Source organism: Marmoricola endophyticus, from assembly GCF_014644415.1.
GTDB lineage: Bacteria > Actinomycetota > Actinomycetes > Propionibacteriales > Nocardioidaceae > Marmoricola > Marmoricola endophyticus.
The window spans coordinates 2493006-2512423 of record NZ_BMKQ01000001.1; the positions used below are offsets into that span (position 1 = coordinate 2493006).

Genomic DNA, 19418 nt, shown 5'->3' on the forward strand with positions numbered 1-19418 from the left:
CCACTGGTGGTTGAATGCTTCTCGGTCCTGCCGGCGAGAAGTGGGGTGCGGCCACCGTCCCGATCCACTCACAGGGGGATGCACCGTGGATCTAGTGCTCGACAGCCACGAGAGCGGCGACGTCACCGTCGTGTCCGTCTCGGGTGAGATCGACGTCTACACCGCGCCCAAGCTGCGGGACCGGATCGCCCAGCTCGTCGCCGAGGGCCGTCACCACCTCGTCATCGACATGGACGGCGTCGAGTTCCTCGACTCCACCGGCCTCGGCGTGCTCGTCGGCGGGCTGAAGAAGGTACGCGTCGAGGGCGGCTCGATGGAGATCGTGTGCACCCGCGAGCGGCTGCTGAAGATCTTCCGCATCACCGGTCTGGCGAAGGTCTTCACGATCCACGCCTCGCAGGACGCCGCGCTCACCGCCGGCTGAGCCGACGGCGCATCCGACGGTCCGCTGTCACCTGTGAGACACCGACGTGACCCTGGTCACGGCGGGGGGTGTCTCGTCGTAGACTCCGGCGCGGCGTAGCTCACGTCGTACGCGGGGTCCGTCTCGGGGGCCTCGCCAGACCCAAGGAGACCCATGACCGCGCACCTGCTCGGCCAGATCTCGGGAGCGGGCGTCGCACCCGTCCCTGGGATCGTCCACCTCGACGGGCTCAACCTCGTCCTCGTCATCGTCGTCGCCCTCATCGCGCTGGCCGCGCTCGGGCTCGGTGCGATGTTCCGTCAGGAGGTGCTCTCCGCCGCGGAGGGCACCGAGAACATGCGCACGATCGCGCAGGCGGTGCAGGAGGGTGCGAACGCCTACCTCAACCGTCAGTTCCGCACGCTGGGGATCTTCGCCGGCGTGGCGTTCCTCCTGCTGCTGGCGCTCCCGGCCGACGACTGGGGCGTACGGATCTTCCGCTCGATCTTCTTCCTCGTCGGCGCCGGGTTCTCCGCGGCCGTGGGCTACCTCGGGATGTCGCTGGCCGTGCGCGCCAACCTGCGCGTGGCCGCCGCCGCCGAGGCCGAGGGGCGCGAGCCGGCCATGCGGATCGGCTTCCGCACCGGCGCGACCGTCGGGATGCTGACCGTCGGCCTCGGCCTGCTCGGTGCCTCGATCGTGGTGCTCGCCTTCGGTGACGAGGCCCCCGACGTGCTGGAGGGCTTCGGCTTCGGTGCCGCGCTGCTGGCGATGTTCATGCGGGTCGGCGGCGGCATCTTCACCAAGGCCGCCGACGTCGGCGCCGACCTCGTCGGCAAGGTCGAGCAGAACATCCCCGAGGACGACCCTCGCAACGCCGCCACCATCGCCGACAACGTCGGCGACAACGTGGGCGACTGCGCCGGCATGGCCGCCGACCTGTTCGAGTCGTACGCCGTCACCCTCGTCGCCGCGCTGATCCTCGGCTCTCAGGCCTTCGGTGAGAAGGGTCTGGTCTTCCCGCTGCTGATCCCCGCGATCGGTGCGCTGACCGCCGTGCTCGGCGTCTACCTGTGCCGTCCTCGCACCGGTGAGAACGGCCTGGTCACCATCAACCGCGCGTTCTACATCTCCGCGGCCGTCTCGGCGGTCGCCTGCGTGGTGCTGTCCTTCGTCTTCCTGCCGTTCAGCTTCGACGACCTCGACGTCCGCGCCACCGTGCTGGACCAGATCACCGAGGGCAGCATCGGCGGCAACCCCGCGATCATCGCCGCCTCCGCCGTCGTCATCGGCATCGTGATGGCCGCCGCGATCCTGGCGCTGACCGGCTACTACACCGGCACCGACTACCGCCCGGTCAAGGACGTCGGGCGCACGTCGCTGACCGGTGCCGCGACCGTGATCCTCTCCGGCCTCTCGGTCGGCTTCGAGTCGGCCGTCTACACCACCCTGGTGATCGGCGCCGCCGTGTTCGGGGCGTTCCTGCTCGGCGGCGCCTCGCTGACCGTCTCGCTGTTCGCCGTGGCCCTGGCCGGCACCGGGCTGCTCACCACGGTCGGCGTGATCGTCGCGATGGACACCTTCGGCCCGGTCTCCGACAACGCCCAGGGCATCGCGGAGATGTCCGGCGACGTCCAGGAGGAGGGCGCGCAGATCCTCACCGAGCTCGACGCGGTCGGCAACACCACCAAGGCGATCACCAAGGGCATCGCGATCGCCACGGCCGTGCTCGCGGCGACCGCGCTGTTCGGGTCGTACGCCACCTCGGTCTTCGACAAGCTGCAGGAGATCGGTCGCGACGTCACCGACCCGGGGCAGGCGCAGGACCTCACGGGCACGCTGCTGGAGTTCTTCGTCTTCAACCCGGCAACGCTCGTCGGCGTGCTGCTCGGTGCCGCCGTGGTCTTCCTGTTCTCCGGGCTGGCCATCAACGCCGTCGCCCGCGCCGCCGGCGCGGTGGTGTACGAGGTGCGCCGCCAGTTCCGCGAGATCCCCGGGATCATGGAGGGCACCGGCCGTCCGGAGTACGGCCGGGTCGTCGACATCGTCACCCGGGACTCGCTGCGCGAGCTGATCACGCCCGGCGTGCTCGCGGTGCTCGCCCCCATCGCGGTCGGCTTCGGCCTGGGCGTCGCGGCGCTGGCGGGCTTCCTCGCCGGCGCGATCGGCACCGGCACGCTGATGGCGGTGTTCCTGGCCAACTCCGGTGGTGCCTGGGACAACGCCAAGAAGGTCGTCGAGGACGGCCACCACGGTGGCAAGGGGTCCTCGGCCCACGAGGCCACGATCATCGGCGACACCGTCGGCGACCCGTTCAAGGACACCGCCGGACCGGCGATCAACCCGCTGATCAAGGTGATGAACCTGGTCTCGCTGCTGATCGCCTCCGCCGTCGTCAGCCTCTCCGTGGGCAACGACTCCAACGACGCGGTGCGCATCCTCATCGCCGTCGTGGCCGTGGTGATCATCGCGGTGGTGGTCTACCTCTCCAAGCGTGGCGAGGTGGCCATCGACGACGCCGAGCCGGCGCCGGTGAAGTAGCGCCGTCGTCCGTCGGCCCCGTACCCGCCCGGGTGCGGGGCCGTCGTACGCCTACAGGTCGGCGACGAACTCCCGTACGTCGCTCACGAAGACCTCGGGCTGCTCCAGTGCCGCGAAGTGGCCGCCTGCGTCGTGCTCCCGCCAGCGGACGACCCGGTGGGTCTCCTCGGCGACCCGGCGCAGCGGCGGCAGGATGTCGTGGGCGAAGACCGCGAAGGCCGTCGGCACGCTGACCGGCTCGTCGCGCATCGGGTGGTGCTGGCGCTCCCAGTACAGCTGCGCGGACGACCCGGCCGTGTCGGTGAGCCAGTACGTCGTCACGAGCGTGAGCAGCGTGTCGCGGTCGATGCCGCCGTACGCGCTCGAGGGGTCGGTCCAGTCGTGCAGTTTCTCCAGCACCCACGCCAGCAGACCGACCGGCGAGTCGCCGAGCGCGTGGGCGACGGTGTCCGGGCGGGTCGCCTGGAGGACGTTGTAGCCGCGGCCCTCGCGCCGGAACCAGGCCATCCGCTCGCGGTGGCGGCGCTCGGTGTCGTCGAGGGGCTCGCTGTCGGGCTCGCGCTGCATCAGCATGTTCAGGTGCAGCCCGACGACCCGGTCGGGGGCGAGGACGGCGACCTGTCGCGAGACCGCCGACCCCCAGTCGCCGCCCTGGACAGCGAACCGGTCGTAGCCGAGCTCGTCCATCAGGGCGATCCACGCCCGCGCGACCCGGTCGACGGTCCATCCCTCCCCGGCCAGCGGCGAGGACCAGCCGTAGCCGGGCAGCGCCGGCACCACCGCGTGCACCGCCCCGGGCCCGGCGGCGGTCAGCCGGTCGAGCACGGGCAGGAACTCCCACACCGCCCCCGGCCAGCCGTGGGTGAGGACCAGCGGCACCGCGCCGGGGTCGGCGCTGCGCTGGTGCAGCAGGTGGACGCTCTGCCTGTCGACCTCGGTCCGGAAGCCGGGCACGGCGTTGATCCGCTCCTCGGCGGCGCGCCAGTCGTACCCCTCGACCCAGTACGCCGCCAGCGCGCGCAGCACGTCGCTCGGGACGCCGCGCTCCCACGGGCGGTGTCCGAGGTCGCGCGTCCAGCGGGTGCGGCGTACCCGGTCGGCCAGGTCGTCGAGGTCGGCCTGCGCGACGTCGATGCGGAACGGCTCCATGGTCCCCGACCCTAGGCGGCGCCCTAGGGTCGGGGGGTGCGCTCCCTGGACTACGCCGAGCCGCTGGCCTCGGCCCTGACGACGGCCGACTACACCTACGACGCGGTGGCCGCGCTGCTCGGGCCCGACGCCCACGCCGCGCTGGCGCGCAACGAGACGACGCCGGGGGAGCGGGCGACCCGCGCCGGGGGGCCGCTGGACACGCTCGTGCGACTCTGGCCGCTCCAGCTGCCCGTCCCGCTCGCCGACGCCGAGGCCGCGCTGCCGGGCCTGGTCGACCGGTTGTGCGCCGCGGGGCTGCTGGAGCAGTCCGTCGGCGAGGTGGCGGCGCGGGTCGACGTACGCCCGTACGCCGCCGACGACCGCGACCTCTGGGTCGCCGCCGACCTCACCCCCGGGCTGGACGGGGCGCCGAACCGGGTCGGCCCCGACCACGTGCTCGGGATCAGCCCGGCGGCGACGACGCTGGCGCAGCTGACCGTACGACGTCCCGTCGACCGTGCGCTCGACCTCGGTACCGGCTGCGGCGTGCAGGCGCTCCACCTCGCGGACCACGCCCGGCAGGTCGTCGCCACCGACGTCAACCAGCGCGCGCTGTGGCTGACCGGGCTGAACGCCGCTCTCAACGGGGTCGGGCTCGACGTGCGGGAGGGCTCGTACTTCGAGCCGGTCCGCGACGAGCTCTTCGACCTGATCGTGTCCAACCCGCCGTTCGTGATCTCCCCGGCCACCGACGAGCGGCTGGTCTACCGCGACTCCGGGGTCCCCGGTGACCGGGTGGTGGAGGACCTCGTCCGCGGTGCCCCCGCCCGGCTGAGCCCGGGCGGCACCTGCCAGGTGCTCGCCAACTGGATGATCCGGCGCGACGAGCCGTGGGAGGAGCGGCTGGGTGCCTGGGTGGAGGGCTCCGACCCGGGTGTGGAGGCCTGGGTGGTGCAGCGCGAGGTCTCCGACCTGCCGACCTACGTCGAGCTGTGGCTGAAGGACGCCGGCCTGCACGGGTCGCCGGAGTACGCGCGCCGCTACGACACCTGGCTGTCGTGGTTCGAGGAGCAGGGGGCGGAGGCGGTCGGCTTCGGCTGGATCAGCCTGCGGCGCACCGACGCCGAGCCCGGATTCGTCGCGCTGGACTGGCCGTACGAGGTCGCGCTGCCGCTCGGCGACGAGGTCGACCGCCACTTCGCTGCGATCGAGGCGCTCCGCGAGCCGGACGAGGTGCTGCTCGGCCGGCGGCTGGTGCGCGCGGACGACGTCGTGCAGGAGTCGTACGCCGAGCCGGGCGCCGAGGACCCGCACCGGATCGTGCTGCGGCGCCAGCGCGGGGTGCGGCGTGCGCGCCCCGTCGACACCGGGGAGGCGGCGCTGGTCGGGGCCTGCGACGGCGACCTGACGCTCGGCCAGATCGCCGCCGCGCTGGAAGAGCTGGTCGGGCCCGGCGACCGGGTGGCGGCTGTCCGGGAGCTCCTCGCCGAGGGCTTCCTGCTGCCCTAGGGCGCGTAGCAGGCCATGGATCTAGCGACGCGCCCTAGTCGACCAGCGGCCAGCCGCGCTCGGCGAGCTCACGGCGTACGTCCGCGGGCGGGCTGTCCAGCGACACCTCGACCAGCTCGGCGTCGGTGGCGTCGCGCAACGAGATTCGGCGCCCGGACAAGGAGACCGACGCGACCTGGCGACGTCCCCAGCGGGTGCGCTTGCCGCCCTCCACGACCCACAGCTCGGAGTCGGCCACCTCGATCGTGCGCGACGCGTGGCGCAGGAACAGCCCGAGAGCGAGGCCGACCAGCAGCATCACGCCGAGGCGTACGACGAACGGCGCGGCGTGAGCCGCGTCCTCCAGGGTCGGCAGCAGGTCCTGCGCGGGCAGCCACTCCTGCCCGACGGCCCACGAGGTGAGGCCCGGGACGACGAAAGAGAGCGCACCGCAGACGAGTACGGAACCCCCGACGAGGAACCCGGTGGAGCCAGCGTCGAGGCCGACGTGGGTGGAGGACATGACGTCAGTGAAACACGCGTGTCTCATTTCGGTAAAGGCGTGTCTCGTTCGCGGCTAGGGTGCAGACGTGACCGACTCGCCGCGCGCCTCGCGCACCCGCCGCGACCTCGTCCGTTCCGCCGTCGAGGTCTGGGGCAGGGACTCGCGCGCGACACTCGCCGACGTGGCGACGGCCGCGGGCACCGGGCGGGCCACCCTGCACCGCTACTTCCCAGGGCGCGCGGAACTGGTCGCCGCGGTGGAGGAGGAGGCGCTGATCCGCCTCGGTGCGGCCGTGGACCGGGCCGAGGTGCTGGAGGGATCGGGCGCCGAGGCCCTGGCGCGGCTGTGCCACGAGATGCTCGTCGAGGACGAGGTGCTCGGTCTGGTCTTCGCCGACGACGCGCTGCTCGACCTCGAGACGTGGGAGGCCGTCGGCCACCGGGACCCGGTCTCGCTCGTGGTCGAGCGCGGCCTCGACGACGGCTCGCTGGCGGCCGACCTGCCGGCGCAGTGGCTGGTCGTGCACGTGTGGGCGGCGCTGTTCGGGGGGTGGTTGGCGGCGCGCGACGGTGCCGTACACGCGCGCCGCGCCGCCGAGCTGATGGTCAGGACCCTGCTCGGCGGCGTGGCGGCGACGAGCTGACTGGCTCTCAGCCGCGCAGCTTGCCGGTCAGCGCGACCACCTGGTCGAGGACGGTGGCGAGCTCGTCGGGCCGCCGGTCCAGCGGCGCGACGCCGGCCTCCCCGAAGTCGGTGAACAGCGACAGGCTGACCTGGCCGCGGACGGCGTACAGGTGCAGGTTGGCCGCGATCACGCGCCACTGCTCCACCGCGCGGACGCCGCCGTCGGCGCCGTACCCGACCAGGCCGAGGGCCTTGTCGCCCCACTCCGGGCCGATCGAGTCGAAGGCGTTCTTGAAGGCGCCGGGCACGCCGTGGTTGTACTCCGGGGTGACGAAGACGAATCCGTCGAGCTCGTCGATCTTCTGCCCCCAGCGGGTGACGTGCGCGTCGTCGTACTGCCGGTTCGCCGCGCCGGGCACGGTCTCGCTGGTCAGCAGCGGGACGTCGTAGTCGGCCAGGTCGACCAGCTCGTAGTCCGCGTCGCCGCGCTGCTTCGCCTGGTCCAGGACCCACTGGGCGACGCTCTCGCCGGTGCGGCCCTTGCGGATGCTGCCGAGGACGATTCCGATCTTGGGTGTGCTCATGGCACGCGCAAGAGTCCCCGTCGGCGAGTTGTTCCCGCCCCGGCGTGCCCTGTGCAGCGCCGCGGTCTCGACGCCGCTCCCTCGCCGGCGCTCGGTCGCTGCTCGACCACGGCGTGGTCGCGGCGACACCGTCCCGGCGCGGCATCGGTGACCTGCCCGACGGGCTCGCATGGCATTCTCGTCGCGGCGTCGCGCTACGTTGACGTCGCCTGGTGCGGCGCGGGGAGGGCGCGTCGTACGTCGAAGAGAAAGCAGCAACCGTGAGCAAGCTCGTCATCGTGGAGTCGCCGGCCAAGGCCCGCACCATCGGGGGCTACCTCGGCGACGACTACGTCGTGGAGTCCTCGATCGGGCACATCCGCGACCTGCCGCAGGGGGCTGCCGACACCCCGGCCAAGATCAAGGACAAGCCGTGGGGCCGGATGGCCATCGACGTCGACAACGGGTTCCAGCCCTACTACGTCGTGCCGCGCGACAAGAAGTCGCACGTGTCCAAGCTCAAGAGCCTGCTCAAGGACGCCGACGAGCTCTACCTCGCCACCGATGAGGACCGCGAGGGCGAGGCGATCGCCTGGCACCTGCTCGACGAGCTGAAGCCGAAGGTGCCGGTGCGGCGGATGGTCTTCCACGAGATCACCAAGGCCGCGATCCAGGCCGCTGCCGACAACCCGCGCGAGCTCGACATGGACCTCGTCGAGGCCCAGGAGGCGCGGCGGATCCTCGACCGGCTCTACGGCTACGAGGTCTCGCCCGTGCTGTGGCGCAAGGTGATGTCCGGGCTCTCCGCCGGGCGCGTGCAGTCGGTGGCGACCCGTCTGGTCGTCGACCGCGAGCGTGAGCGGATGGCGTTCCGGGTCGCGTCGTACTGGGACGTCGAGGGCACCTTCGACGCCGGGGAGAAGCACGAGCAGCGGATGTTCCCCGGCCGGCTGTTCTCCGTCGACGGCGCGCGCGTCGCGACCGGCAGCAGCTTCGGCGCCGACGGGCAGCTGAAGGGCTCGAAGAACGACGTCGTCCACCTCGACCAGCGCGGCGCCGAGGCGCTCGTGGCCGGGCTCGAGCAGACGACCTTCGAGGTGCGCTCGGTCGAGGCCAAGCCGTACCGCCGCCAGCCGTACGCCCCCTTCCGCACCACGACGCTGCAGCAGGAGGCCTCGCGCAAGCTCGGGTTCAGCGCGTCCTCGACGATGTCGGTGGCGCAGCGGCTCTACGAGAACGGCTTCATCACCTACATGCGTACCGACTCCACGACGCTCTCGGACACCGCGGTGTCGGCGGCGCGGAGCCAGGTCAGCGAGCTGTACGGCGGCGACTACCTGCCCGACAAGCCGCGGACGTACGCCTCCAAGGTCAAGAACGCCCAGGAGGCGCACGAGGCGATCCGCCCCTCGGGCGACCGCTTCCGCACCCCGGCGCAGACCGGGCTGAGCGGCGACCAGTTCCGGCTCTACGAGCTGATCTGGATGCGGACCGTCGCCTCGCAGATGAAGGACGCCACCGGCCAGTCCGTCTCGGTGCGCCTCGGCGGTGCCGCCGCGACCGGCGAGGACGTCGTCTTCGCCGCCAGCGGGCGCGTGATCAGCTTCCACGGGTTCCTCAAGGCGTACGTCGAGGGCCGCGACGACGGCGGCGAGGCCGACGACCGCGAGACCCGGCTGCCCGCCGTCGAGGAGGGCGACGCCGTGGTCGCGGCCGCCCTGAACGCCGACGGGCACGAGACCAAGCCGCCGGCGCGCTACACCGAGGCGACGCTGGTCAAGGAGCTCGAGGAGCGCGAGATCGGGCGGCCCTCGACGTACGCCGCGATCATGGGCACGATCCTGGGCCGCGGCTACGTCTACAAGAAGGGCACGGCGCTGGTCCCGCACTGGCTGGCGTTCAGCGTCGTACGCCTCCTGGTCGAGCACTTCCCGCGGCAGATCTCCTACGAGTTCACCGCCGAGATGGAGGACAAGCTCGACGAGATCGCGGGCGGCCGCAAGGACCGCAACGAGGAGCTCGCGGAGTTCTACTTCGGGCGCGGGGACATCGTCGGGCTGCAGACGCTGGTCAACGAGCTCGGCGACATCGACCCCAAGCAGATGGCGACGTTCCCCGTGGGCGACGAGGACTCCGGGATCCACCTGCGGGTCGGGCGCTACGGGCCGTACGTCGAGGGCCCCGGGGACGACGGCGCCGCGTTCGCGAAGCGAGCCAACGTGCCCGACGACCTCCCGCCCGACGAGCTGAGCGTGGCCAAGGCCAAGGAGCTGCTGGCCAACCCCGCCGGCGAGGAGACGCCACTGGGCGAGGACCCGGAGACCGGGCGGACGATCGTGGCCAAGAACGGCCGCTACGGCCCGTACGTCACCGAGCAGCTCGAGGAGTCCGAGTACGACGCCAAGGGCAAGGCCAAGGTGAAGCCGCGCACCGGCTCGCTGTTCAAGGACATGTCGCTGGACACGATCACGCTGGCCGAGGCGCTGAAGCTGCTCAGCCTGCCGCGCGTGGTCGGGGCCGACCCTGAGACGGGCGACGAGATCACCGCGCAGAACGGGCGGTACGGGCCGTACCTCAAGAAGGGGACGGACTCCCGCTCGCTGACCTCGGAGGAGCAGCTGTTCACGCTGACCCTGGAGGAGGCGCTGGCGATCTACGCCCAGCCCAAGCAGCGCGGCCGGGCGGCGGCGCAGGCGCCGCTCAAGGAGCTGGGTGCCGACCCGGTCTCGGGCGCGCCGGTCGTGGTCAAGGCGGGCCGGTTCGGCGAGTACGTCACCGACGGCGAGTACAACGCCACGCTCCGCAAGGACGACTCCGTCGAGGCGATCACGCTCGAGCGGGCCGCCGAGCTGCTCGAGGAGCGGCGCGCGAAGGGGCCTGCGAAGAAGTCGGCCAAGAAGGGCGCCAAGAAGTCGGCGGCGAAGAAGGCGCCGGCCAAGAAGAGCGCGGCGAAGAAGTCACCCGCGAAGAAGGCCGCCGCGAAGAAGACCACGACGAAGGCCGCGGCGAAGAGGTCGTGAGGCCCCGGGCGGCGGCGCTGCTGGTCGCAGTGCTGCTGACCGCGGGGTGCGGGTCGGCCGACCTCGACCGGCCGCGAGGGGCGGCCTCGCCCTCGGCGGACGGCTGCGCGGACCTCGTCGTGCTCGGGCTGCGCGGACAGGGGCAGTCGGCGAGCAAGGCGCAAGGGGTCGGCGACGAGGTCCTCGGCGTGGTGCGGGCGATCGGTGCTCGGCTGCCGGCGTCGCAGTCGCTCTCGCTCGTCGCCGTGCGCCACCCGGCCCGGCTCTCGCCGACGCAGGCCTCGTACGACGCCGACGTCGCGACGGGGGTACGGATGGTGCAACGGCACCTGGACCGCCTGGCCCGGCGGTGCCCCGGCTCCGCGGTCGGGCTGGTCGGCTTCAGCGAGGGCGCGCAGGTGGTGCACCTCGCCGCGGCGCGCACCGACCACCGGCTGGCGTTCGTCGCCCTCATGGGCGACCCCCTGCGCCGCCCCGCGGGCGCGGGACGCGAGCTGCACCTCGGCACCCGTGTCACCGGGCGCGGCAGCAACGGCGCCGGCCCGCCCTTCCCCGCCCGGGTACGCCCGTACGTCGTCGAGGCCTGCGTCGCCGGCGACAACGTCTGCAACGTCCCACCCACCGGCCGGGTCGGCGGCGTCTCCGAGACCCACCGCCACGTCTACGAGCGCCCGGCCACCGCGCGGGCGATCGCTGGTGCCGTTCACCTGCCTCGTTGAGTGGTGTGTTCTGCAGGCTCGAGTGGCGCGTTCTACCGGTGCGGACCTGCACGAGGCACCACTCGACCCGGTAGAACACACCACTCAACGCGTAGGGGGGACGCGCGGCGGGATCGTCGGCGCCCGGCCCTAGGCTCGGGTACGTGCTCGCGGAGACCGGTCTGTTCGTCGCCCTGGAGGGGGGCGACGGTGCGGGCAAGTCGACCCAGGCGCGGCTCCTGGCGCGCAGGCTCGAGTCGACGTCGTACGACGTCCTGCTCACCCGCGAGCCCGGGGCGACCGACGTCGGGGCGGAGATCCGACGCCTCGTGCTCGCCCCCGAGACCGGGACGATCCACCCTCGCACCGAGGCGCTGCTCTACGCCGCCGACAAGTCCGAGCACGTGGAGACGGTCCTGCGACCGGCGCTGGCGCGCGGGGCGGTGGTCGTCACGGACCGGTACGTCGACTCCTCGCTGGCCTACCAGGGAGGCGGGCGTACCTCCCACGACGGGCTGGAGGCGATGCTGCGCTGGGCCACCGGCGACCTGCGGCCGCACCTGACCGTGCTGCTCGACGTGGCCCCGGCGGAGGCGCGGTCGGCGGGGCAGGACCGGATCGAGGCGGAGGGCGCGGACTTCCACACACGGGTGCGCGACCACTTCCTCGCACTGGCCGCCGCGGACCCCGAGCACTACCTCGTGCTCGACGCGCGGGGCGACCGCGAGGCGATCGCCGCCCAGGTCTGGGCGCGCGTCGAGGAGCTCCTCCGATGAGCGTGTACGACCGCCTGGTCGGTCAGGAGCACGTCGTCGCGACGCTGCGCCGGGCCCGCGAGGGCGACATGACCCACGCGTGGCTGTTCACCGGCCCGCCGGGGTCCGGACGCTCCAACGCCGCGATCGCGTTCGCCGCGGCGCTGCAGTGCGAGTACGACGGGTGCGGCGAGTGCCACTCCTGCCGCACCGCGCTGAAGGGGTCGCACGAGGACATCACCGTGATGCGCACCGAGAAGCTCTCGATCGGTGTCGAGGACGTCCGCGAGATCGTGCGGCGGGCGGCGCTCTCGCCGGTCGGGCGGCGCTACCAGGTCTTCGTCGTCGAGGACGCCGACCGGCTCACCGAGCAGGCCGCGAACGCCCTGCTCAAGGCGATCGAGGAGCCGACCGACCGCACCGTGTGGCTGCTGTGCGCCCCCACCGTCGAGGACGTCCTGCCCACGATCCGGTCCCGGACCCGGCTGGTCGTGCTGGCCACGCCGCTGGCCGACGACATCGCCGCGTTCCTCACCGCGACGGCCGGCGTCGCAGCGGAGCGGGCGGCGTACTCCGCTCGCGCCAGCCAGGGCCACATCGGCCGCGCCCGCGCACTGGCGACCGACGACGAGACGTACGAGCGCCGCCGCAGCATCACCGACATCCCGTCGCGGATCACCGGCCTCGGGTCCTGCCTGGAGCAGGCCGAGAGGCTGCACACGCTGGCCAAGGAGGAGGCGGACGCGATCGGTGTCGGCGTCGACGAGCGGGAGAAGGAGTCCCTGGACGCGGCGTACGGCGTCGTCGACCGCGGTCGCCGTCCCCGGGAGTACGCCCCCGCCCTCCGCGACCTCGAGAAGGCGCAGAAGACGCGCGCCAAGCGGCGTGTCCTCGACGTCGTCGACCGCGGGCTGATGGACCTCGCGTCGGTCTACCGCGACGCCATCGCGGTCCAGGTGGGTGCGCCGGGCGCCCTGGTCAACGAGGGCCAGCGCACCCAGGTCGAGGCGCTGGCGCGCGACTCGACCCCGGAGCAGAACCTCGTCCGCATCGACGCGATCTTCGAGGCCCGCGAGCAGATGCTGGAGTTCAACGTCGCCGCGCTGACCGCGCTGGAGTCGCTGATGGTCGCTCTGCGGTGACGGGCGTCGACGTAGGTGCGCCCGCATAGGGTGCAGGACATGTCCGACACAGGCTGGACCCCGGCCACCCCGCCGCCGGCGCCCGAGGAGCCGACCCGGCGCAGGCGGCCGTGGCTCCCGATCGTCGTCGTGGGCGTGCTGGTGGTCGCCCTGGTCGCCGCTGGGGCGTACGCCGTCGTGGCGTTGCGCTCGGACGACCCGACCTCCTCCACCACCGCCACCCGAGAGCCGCGCGGTGCGATGCCGAGCGCACCGGCCGGGTTGTCGACGTACTACGACCAGGCGGCCGACTGGAAGGCGTGCGGCAGCGGCAACCAGTGCGCGACCGTCACGGTGCCGCTGGACTACGCCGCGCCCGACGCGAAGACGATCCGGCTCGCGCTGGTCAAGGTGCCGGCCAGCGGCAAGAAGATCGGCTCGCTCGTGGTCAACCCCGGCGGACCGGGGGGATCGGGACTGGACTACGCGTCCGCAGGGTCGGCGGCGTGGCCCGAGCCGCTGCTCCAGCACTACGACCTGATCGGCTTCGACCCACGCGGCGTGGGCAAGTCGACGCCGCTGAGGTGCATGGACACCGCCGAGACCGACCGCTACGTCGGCACGGACCCCGACCCGGACACCCCGGCCGAGCAGCAGACCTTCACCGCGCTCACCAAGGGCTTCGGCGACGACTGCCTCGAGGAGTCCGGCGACCTCGCCCGGCACGTGTCCACCAGCGAGGTGGTCAAGGACCTCGACGTGATCCGCGCGGTGCTCGACGAGCCGAATCTCGACTACTTCGGCGCCTCGTACGGCACCACCATCGGCGCGCAGTACGCGAACGAGTTCCCCACCCACGTCGGCCGGATGGTGCTCGACGGCGCGATCTCGCAGGACCTCACCAACGAGGACCTCAACCTCGGCCAGGCCGGCGGCTTCGAGACCGCCCTGCGCGCGTACGTCAAGGACTGCGTCGCCGGCGGCGACTGCGTGCTCGGCGACAGCGTCGAGGCGGGCACCACTCGGGTCCGCGACCTCATCCACTCCGTCGAGGACAAGCCGCTGCCGACGGCGCTCAACGGTCGCAAGCTCGAGGCCGGGAACGCGCTGTACGGCGTGTTCTTCCCGCTGTACGTCCAGCAGTACTGGCCGCTGCTCACCCAGGCGCTCACGCAGGCGCTCAACGGGGACGGCACCGGCCTGCTGACCCTCTCCGACCAGTACACCGGGCGTGGGCAGAACTCGTACAAGGACAACTCGACGCAGGTGCTCCCCGCCGTGAACTGCCTCGACGACGACTCGGGCGTGCCGGTCTCGAAGGTGCCCGACTACTTCGGCGAGTTCCGCAAGGCGTCACCGACCTTCGGCGAGGTCTTCGCCTACAGCCTCGCGGGGTGCGACGCGTGGCCGATCAAGCCGGTGCAGGGCCAGCAGCTCGGTCCGGTCACCGCGAAGGGCGCGCCGCCGATCGTGGTCGTCGGCACCACCCGCGACCCGGCGACGCCGTACCGCTGGGCCGTGAGCCTGTCCAAGGAGCTCGAGTCGGGCGTCCTGGTCAGCCGCGACGGCGACGGCCACACCGGCTTCAACCGCGGCAACTCCTGCGTCGACGACACGGTCGAGGGCTACCTGCTCGACGGGAAGGTCCCCGAGGACGGCGTGCGCTGCTGACCGACCCCGTTCGCGGCAGGTCTCGACGCGCTCGCTGGCGCTCGCTGCTCGACCACCCGACGGGTCTCGACGTGCTCGCTGCTCGACCGACCTCAGGTGGTCGAGCCCGACCGAGCGCCAGCGAGGCGATGTCCTGAGCTCGTCGAAGGGGAGGACGTCGAGACCACCCAGGCGGCCGCGACTAGCCTCGACGTCGTGCAGTGCGGCTACTACGACGCGGGTCGGTGCCGCTCGTGCACCCTGATCGAGCAGCCGTACGACGCCCAGCTCGCCGGCAAGTGTGCGCGCGTGGGAGCGCTGCTCGACACTCACGAGGACCTGGTCTGGGCCGAGCCGGTCGCCTCGGTCGAGGAGGGGTTCCGCAACAAGGCCAAGCTCGTCGTCGGGGGCACGGTGGCGGCGCCGACGGTGGGGATCCTCGACGCGGAGCGGCGCGGCGTCGACCTGCGCGGCTGCGGCCTCCACGAGGACGCCATCGCCGAGGTGCTGCCGGCGCTCGCGGAGTTCGTGACGACCGCGAGCCTCACGCCGTACGACGTCCCGGCGCGCCGCGGCGAGCTGAAGCACCTGCTGGTCACCGCCTCGCCGACCGGTGAGCTGATGGTGCGGTTCGTGCTGCGCTCGCAGGAGCCGCTGGCGCGGATCCGCAAGCACCTCCCGACGCTGCTCGAGCGGCTCCCGCAGGTCGTGGTGGTCAGCGCCAACCTGCAGCCCGAGCACAAGGCGGTGCTCGAGGGCGAGCAGGAGATCGCGCTCACCGAGCGGGAGTCGCTGCGGATGCCGGTCGGTGGGGTCGATCTGCTGCTGCGGCCGCAGTCGTTCTTCCAGACCAGCACCAGCGTCGCCGACGCGCTCTACCGCCAGGTCCGCGCGTGGGTGGAGGAGGTACGCCCGCGCACGCTGTGGGACCTGTACTGCGGGGTCGGCGGGTTCGCGCTCGCCTGCGCCGCGCCGGGCCGAGCCGTGGTCGGGGTGGAGAGCAGCGAGGAGGCCGTACGCAGTGCCCGGGCTGCTGCCGAGAGGGACGGGGCACAGGCACGCTTCGTCGCCGCCGACGCCACGACCTGGGCACGGGAGCAGGGCGACGTGCCCGAGCTCGTCGTGGTCAACCCGCCGCGTCGCGGCATCGGCCCGGACCTGGCGGAGTGGTTGGAGGGGTCGGGTGTGGGCACGGTCGTCTACTCCAGCTGCCACCCAGAGTCGCTGGCCCGGGACCTGGCCGCGATGCCCTCGCTCCGGCCGGTCCGCGGCCGGGTCTTCGACATGTTCCCGCAGACCGGGCACCTCGAGACCGCGGTGCTGCTGCGCCGCGACCAATGACCATCCCTCGGACGGCCGGACGCGAGCGGTGACCTCGTGCCTGGGCCTGGGCTAGCGTGCCTGGCGTGCGCGAGATCGTGGTCTTCAGCGGCAGTGCCCACCGCGAGCTCGCTCGCGAGATCTGCGACCGGCTGGGTGTGCCGCTCTCGCCGGTCGACATCGTGCGCTTCTCCAACGACTGCCTGCAGACCCAGCTGCAGGCCAACTGCCGGCAGCGCGACGTCTACCTGATCCAGCCGCTGGTGCCGCCGACGCAGGAGCACCTGATGGAGCTGCTGCTGATGATCGACGCCGCGCGAGGCGCCTCGGCGGCGTCGATCACCGCGGTCGTACCGCACTACGCCTACGCCCGCTCGGACAAGAAGGACGCCTCGCGGATCAGCCTGGGCGGACGGCTGGTGGCCGACCTGTTGAGCACGGCGGGGGTCGACCGGGTGATCACGATGACCCTGCACGCCCCTCAGGTGCACGGCTTCTTCTCGGTGCCGGTGGACCAGCTGACCGCGCTCGGCGTCCTGGCCGACCACTTCCTCGACCAGGACCTGACCGACGCCGTCGTCGTCTCGCCCGACCTCGGCAACGCGAAGGTCGCCACCCAGTTCGCCCGCCTGCTCGGTCTGCCGGTCGCCGCGGGGAGCAAGCAGCGCCTGGCCGACGACCGCGTGGTGATCGACTCGATCGTCGGCGAGGTCTCCGGCAAGCGGGCGATCGTGCTCGACGACGAGATCGCCACCGGCGGCTCGATCGTGGAGCTGCTGGACAAGCTGGCCGAGGCGGGCTGCGAGCGCGCCGACGTGGCCTGCACGCACGGGTTGTTCGTCGGCAAGGCCGTCGAGCGGCTGCGCGACCACCCGCGGATCGGGGAGGTGATCAGCACCGACACGGTGCCGCCACCCGGGGACTGGCCCGAGCTGCGGGTGCTGTCGGTGGCCAGCCTCTTCGCCGAGGCGATCAACCGGGTCCACGCGGGGGAGTCGATCAGCAGCCTGTTCGACGGTGTCGACCCGACGCTCGGGCCGCCGCAGCCGAAGCTCTTCGACTGATTCGCGCCGGCGCGCTGCGTACGCCACCATGAGCGCTCGTGCCGACCTCCGAGACCGTTCCCCACTCCCGCGTCGAGGACGTTCTCGGCGTCCTGACCGGTACGTTCGTCGCCTCCTTCGGTCTGGCGCTGCTGTCGCCGGTCGGTGCGGTCACCGGGGGGACGGCGGGCCTCTCGCTGCTGGTCTCCTACCTCCTGCCGCTGCCCTTCGGTGCGGTCTTCGCCCTGGTCAACCTGCCCTTCCTGGCCCTCGCTCTGTGGCAGAAGGGCAGTTCGTTCACGGTCCGCAGCGTCCTCTCGGTGGCGCTGGTCTCTGCGTTCTCGCTGGTGCACCCGCGGCTGCTGGACCTCGGTGACGTCGAGCCGGCGTACGCGATCCTCACCGGCAACCTCCTGGTCGGGATCGGGCTGCTGATCGTCTTCCGGCACGGGTCGAGCCTCGGCGGGTTCAACGTCGTCGCGCTGCTCGCCCAGGAGCGCCTCGGCTGGCGTGCGGGGTACGTCCAGCTCGGCCTCGACATCTGCGTCGTCCTGCTCGCCCTCACCGTCGCGGCGCCCGGCCTCGTCCTCCTCTCCGCGGTCGGCGCGGCGGTGCTGAACCTCGTGCTCGCGCTCAACCACCGGCCGGGTCGTTACCTCGGGGCCTGAGATTCGCGGCATTCGCCGCGAGATGCCCCTTTCGCCTTTGCTGCCGGTCCGACGACTTCTGCGATAGCGCAGCGGAGCGCCGCTCGCACCCCTAGCGTGCAGGTGTCGAGCGGCAGGAGGACCGCGATGAGAACAGGTGTCGCGCGCCTGACCGCGCTGGTCCTCGTCTGGCCGCTGCTCCTCGCCGCGCCGGCCCGCGCCCACGAGGACGACGGGGCCGACGGGACCCTGTCGGGCGCGGCGCACGCGCGTGAGGATCTCGCCGGCGAGCCGATGTCGAGGATCGAGCGGGACACGGCTGCGGCGGCCCGTGAGCCGGCCGCGGTGCGGACGCTGTCGCTCGTACGACGGGTGGCGCAGCAGCAGGCGGACGCCGTCAGCGACGCCCCCGCCGTCAGCGGTCGGTGGAGCGCGCCGGTGCCGCTCGACGTGGTGCCGGTCTTCACCGCCGTGCTGCCCTCCGGCCGCGTGCTGATGTGGGACTCGGTCGGCGACGGTGCGGTCGACGACGCCGGGGACTCGCAGACGTTCACCCGTGCGCTCGTGCTCGACCCGGCGACCAACACCTCGCGGCGCGTGGACCTGCAGGGCTTCAACATCTTCTGCGCCGGCTACGCGCAGCTGCCCAACGGTGACGTCCTGGTGGCCGGTGGCAACAAGGACCACCTGTTCAACGGGATCGAGCAGACCCACCTGTTCCACTGGCGCACCGAGACCTGGTCGCGCGGGCCGGACATGGGCGTCGCGCGGTGGTACCCGGCGGTCACCGCCCTGGCCAACGGCGAGGCGGTCATCGTGGGCGGCGGGCCGGACGTCGCGCAGGTCTACCAGACCAACCGGAAGCTGCGGTACCTCACCGGGTTCACGAGCTTCGCCGAGCGTGTGTACGCGTTCCTCGTCCCGCGCGTCGACGGGCGCGTCGAGATGGTCGGCCCGCGTGACGAGATGGCGACGATGGACACCGACGGCGCGGGCACGCTCGACGCCACCCACGCCCGTGACGGCATCGATCGCGACTACGGCAGCTTCGCCGCGTACCGGCCCGACAAGGTCCTCGTCACCGGCGGCGGCGACCTGACCGAGGGCGGTGCCGAGCACGTGCCCACCCGTACCTCCGTGGTCGTCGACACCAGCGGCACCGGGACCACCACCACGACGACCGGGTCCATGGCGTACCCCCGCCGCCAGCACAACCTGACCGTCCTCCCCGACGGCTCGGTCCTCGCCACCGGTGGGATGAGACGGTCCGTCGACCACCTCGTGGACCTGTCCGCCGCGGTCTTCGCCGCCGAACGGTGGTCGCCGACGACGGGCACCTGGACGACGCTGGCCAGCGCGGCCAAGGTCCGCGAGTACCACTCCACCGCCACGCTCCTCCCGGACGGGAGGGTGATGACCGGCGGGGGCGGCATCTGCAAGACCTGCGTCAACGTGGGCTACCTGGAGAAGAACGTCGAGTACTTCAGCCCTCCGTACCTCTTCGCGGCCGACGGCACCGCTGCAGTACGCCCACGCCTGACCAAGGTGCCCGCGACCGTGCGCCCCGGCAGCACGTTCTCCCTCAGGTCGCCCGCCGCGAGCACGATCCGCTCGATGGCCCTGGTCCGGCTCGGTGCGCCGACCCACTCCACCGACGCCGGCCAGCGGTACGTGCCGCTGAGCTTCACCACGTCCGGCACCACGGTGACGGTCTCGGCCCCGGCAGACCAGAAGGTCGCGCCGCCCGGCTACTACATGCTCTTCGCGGTCAACGACAAGGGCGTGCCCTCGGTGGCGCCCATCGTCCGCGTCGGTGCGCCCTCGACCTTCGTCGTCACGCCCCGTCCGCCGAGCCGACGTTGAGCGTCTCGGGCCCGGACCGCCGCGGCGCGGGCCCGTACTCGATTGG

Annotated in this window: 16 protein-coding genes; 13 read left to right on the forward strand and 3 right to left on the reverse strand. The window is 72.4% G+C overall.

Annotated features, from left to right (window positions below; translation table 11 throughout):
- The first annotated feature begins 85 nt into the window (after window positions 1-85).
- Complete coding sequence (locus IEX42_RS12240; RefSeq protein WP_188780015.1) at window positions 86-424, forward strand: STAS domain-containing protein; 339 nt, start codon at window positions 86-88, stop codon at window positions 422-424.
- Between the two features lie 153 nt (window positions 425-577).
- Window positions 578-2944, forward strand: coding sequence for a sodium-translocating pyrophosphatase (locus IEX42_RS12245; RefSeq protein WP_188780016.1), 2367 nt, complete (start codon window positions 578-580; stop codon window positions 2942-2944).
- Between the two features lie 51 nt (window positions 2945-2995).
- Here the strand turns inward: IEX42_RS12245 and IEX42_RS12250 are convergent, their stop codons facing one another.
- Window positions 2996-4093 (reverse strand): epoxide hydrolase family protein, encoded by a 1098-nt coding sequence (locus IEX42_RS12250; protein WP_188780017.1) that lies wholly within the window; start codon window positions 4091-4093, stop codon window positions 2996-2998.
- A gap of 36 nt (window positions 4094-4129) precedes the next feature.
- On the opposite strand from IEX42_RS12250, the gene IEX42_RS12255 reads away from it, so the two are divergent.
- Complete coding sequence (locus IEX42_RS12255) at window positions 4130-5584, forward strand: DUF7059 domain-containing protein (protein WP_188780018.1); 1455 nt, start codon at window positions 4130-4132, stop codon at window positions 5582-5584.
- Window positions 5585-5618: 34 nt separating this feature from the next.
- Here IEX42_RS12255 and IEX42_RS12260 read toward each other — a convergent pair whose 3' ends face one another.
- Window positions 5619-6086 (reverse strand): YqeB family protein, encoded by a 468-nt coding sequence (locus IEX42_RS12260; RefSeq protein ID WP_188780019.1) that lies wholly within the window; start codon window positions 6084-6086, stop codon window positions 5619-5621.
- A 67-nt stretch (window positions 6087-6153) separates the two neighbouring features.
- Between IEX42_RS12260 and IEX42_RS12265 the strand changes: the two genes are divergently transcribed.
- Entirely contained in the window at window positions 6154-6711 is a 558-nt protein-coding gene (locus tag IEX42_RS12265; protein ID WP_188780020.1) for a TetR/AcrR family transcriptional regulator, read from the forward strand.
- Between the two features lie 7 nt (window positions 6712-6718).
- Here IEX42_RS12265 and IEX42_RS12270 read toward each other — a convergent pair whose 3' ends face one another.
- Window positions 6719-7276, reverse strand: coding sequence for an NADPH-dependent FMN reductase (locus tag IEX42_RS12270; protein WP_188780021.1), 558 nt, complete (start codon window positions 7274-7276; stop codon window positions 6719-6721).
- A 260-nt stretch (window positions 7277-7536) separates the two neighbouring features.
- Between IEX42_RS12270 and topA the strand changes: the two genes are divergently transcribed.
- The 9 genes from topA (at window position 7537) to IEX42_RS12315 (ending at window position 19372) form a co-directional block, all read left to right on the forward strand.
- Window positions 7537-10275 carry a type I DNA topoisomerase gene (gene topA / locus IEX42_RS12275; protein ID WP_188780022.1) on the forward strand — a complete coding sequence of 913 codons (2739 nt, stop codon included), beginning with the start codon at window positions 7537-7539 and terminating at the stop codon, window positions 10273-10275.
- Window positions 10272-10994, forward strand: coding sequence for a cutinase family protein (locus tag IEX42_RS12280; RefSeq protein ID WP_188780023.1), 723 nt, complete (start codon window positions 10272-10274; stop codon window positions 10992-10994). Before topA ends, IEX42_RS12280 begins: the two co-directional genes overlap by 4 nt.
- A 143-nt stretch (window positions 10995-11137) precedes the next feature.
- A complete protein-coding gene (gene tmk, locus IEX42_RS12285; RefSeq protein WP_188780024.1) occupies window positions 11138-11749 on the forward strand; it encodes a dTMP kinase in 612 nt (203 codons plus the stop codon).
- Window positions 11746-12870, forward strand: coding sequence for a DNA polymerase III subunit delta' (locus IEX42_RS12290; RefSeq protein WP_188780025.1), 1125 nt, complete (start codon window positions 11746-11748; stop codon window positions 12868-12870). Before tmk ends, IEX42_RS12290 begins: the two co-directional genes overlap by 4 nt.
- A gap of 39 nt (window positions 12871-12909) precedes the next feature.
- Window positions 12910-14520, forward strand: a complete 1611-nt coding sequence (locus IEX42_RS12295) for an alpha/beta hydrolase (protein ID WP_188780026.1) — start codon at window positions 12910-12912, stop codon at window positions 14518-14520.
- Between the two features lie 195 nt (window positions 14521-14715).
- Window positions 14716-15840, forward strand: a complete 1125-nt coding sequence (gene rlmC, locus IEX42_RS12300; RefSeq protein ID WP_188780027.1) for a 23S rRNA (uracil(747)-C(5))-methyltransferase RlmC — start codon at window positions 14716-14718, stop codon at window positions 15838-15840.
- Window positions 15841-15905: 65 nt separating this feature from the next.
- A complete protein-coding gene (locus IEX42_RS12305; RefSeq protein WP_188780028.1) occupies window positions 15906-16883 on the forward strand; it encodes a ribose-phosphate diphosphokinase in 978 nt (325 codons plus the stop codon).
- A gap of 38 nt (window positions 16884-16921) precedes the next feature.
- Complete coding sequence (locus IEX42_RS12310) at window positions 16922-17530, forward strand: YitT family protein (RefSeq protein ID WP_188780029.1); 609 nt, start codon at window positions 16922-16924, stop codon at window positions 17528-17530.
- A 126-nt stretch (window positions 17531-17656) separates the two neighbouring features.
- Window positions 17657-19372: a galactose oxidase early set domain-containing protein gene (locus tag IEX42_RS12315; RefSeq protein WP_188780030.1), complete on the forward strand. Its 1716-nt coding sequence runs from the start codon at window positions 17657-17659 to the stop codon at window positions 19370-19372.
- Window positions 19373-19418: the final 46 nt, after the last annotated feature.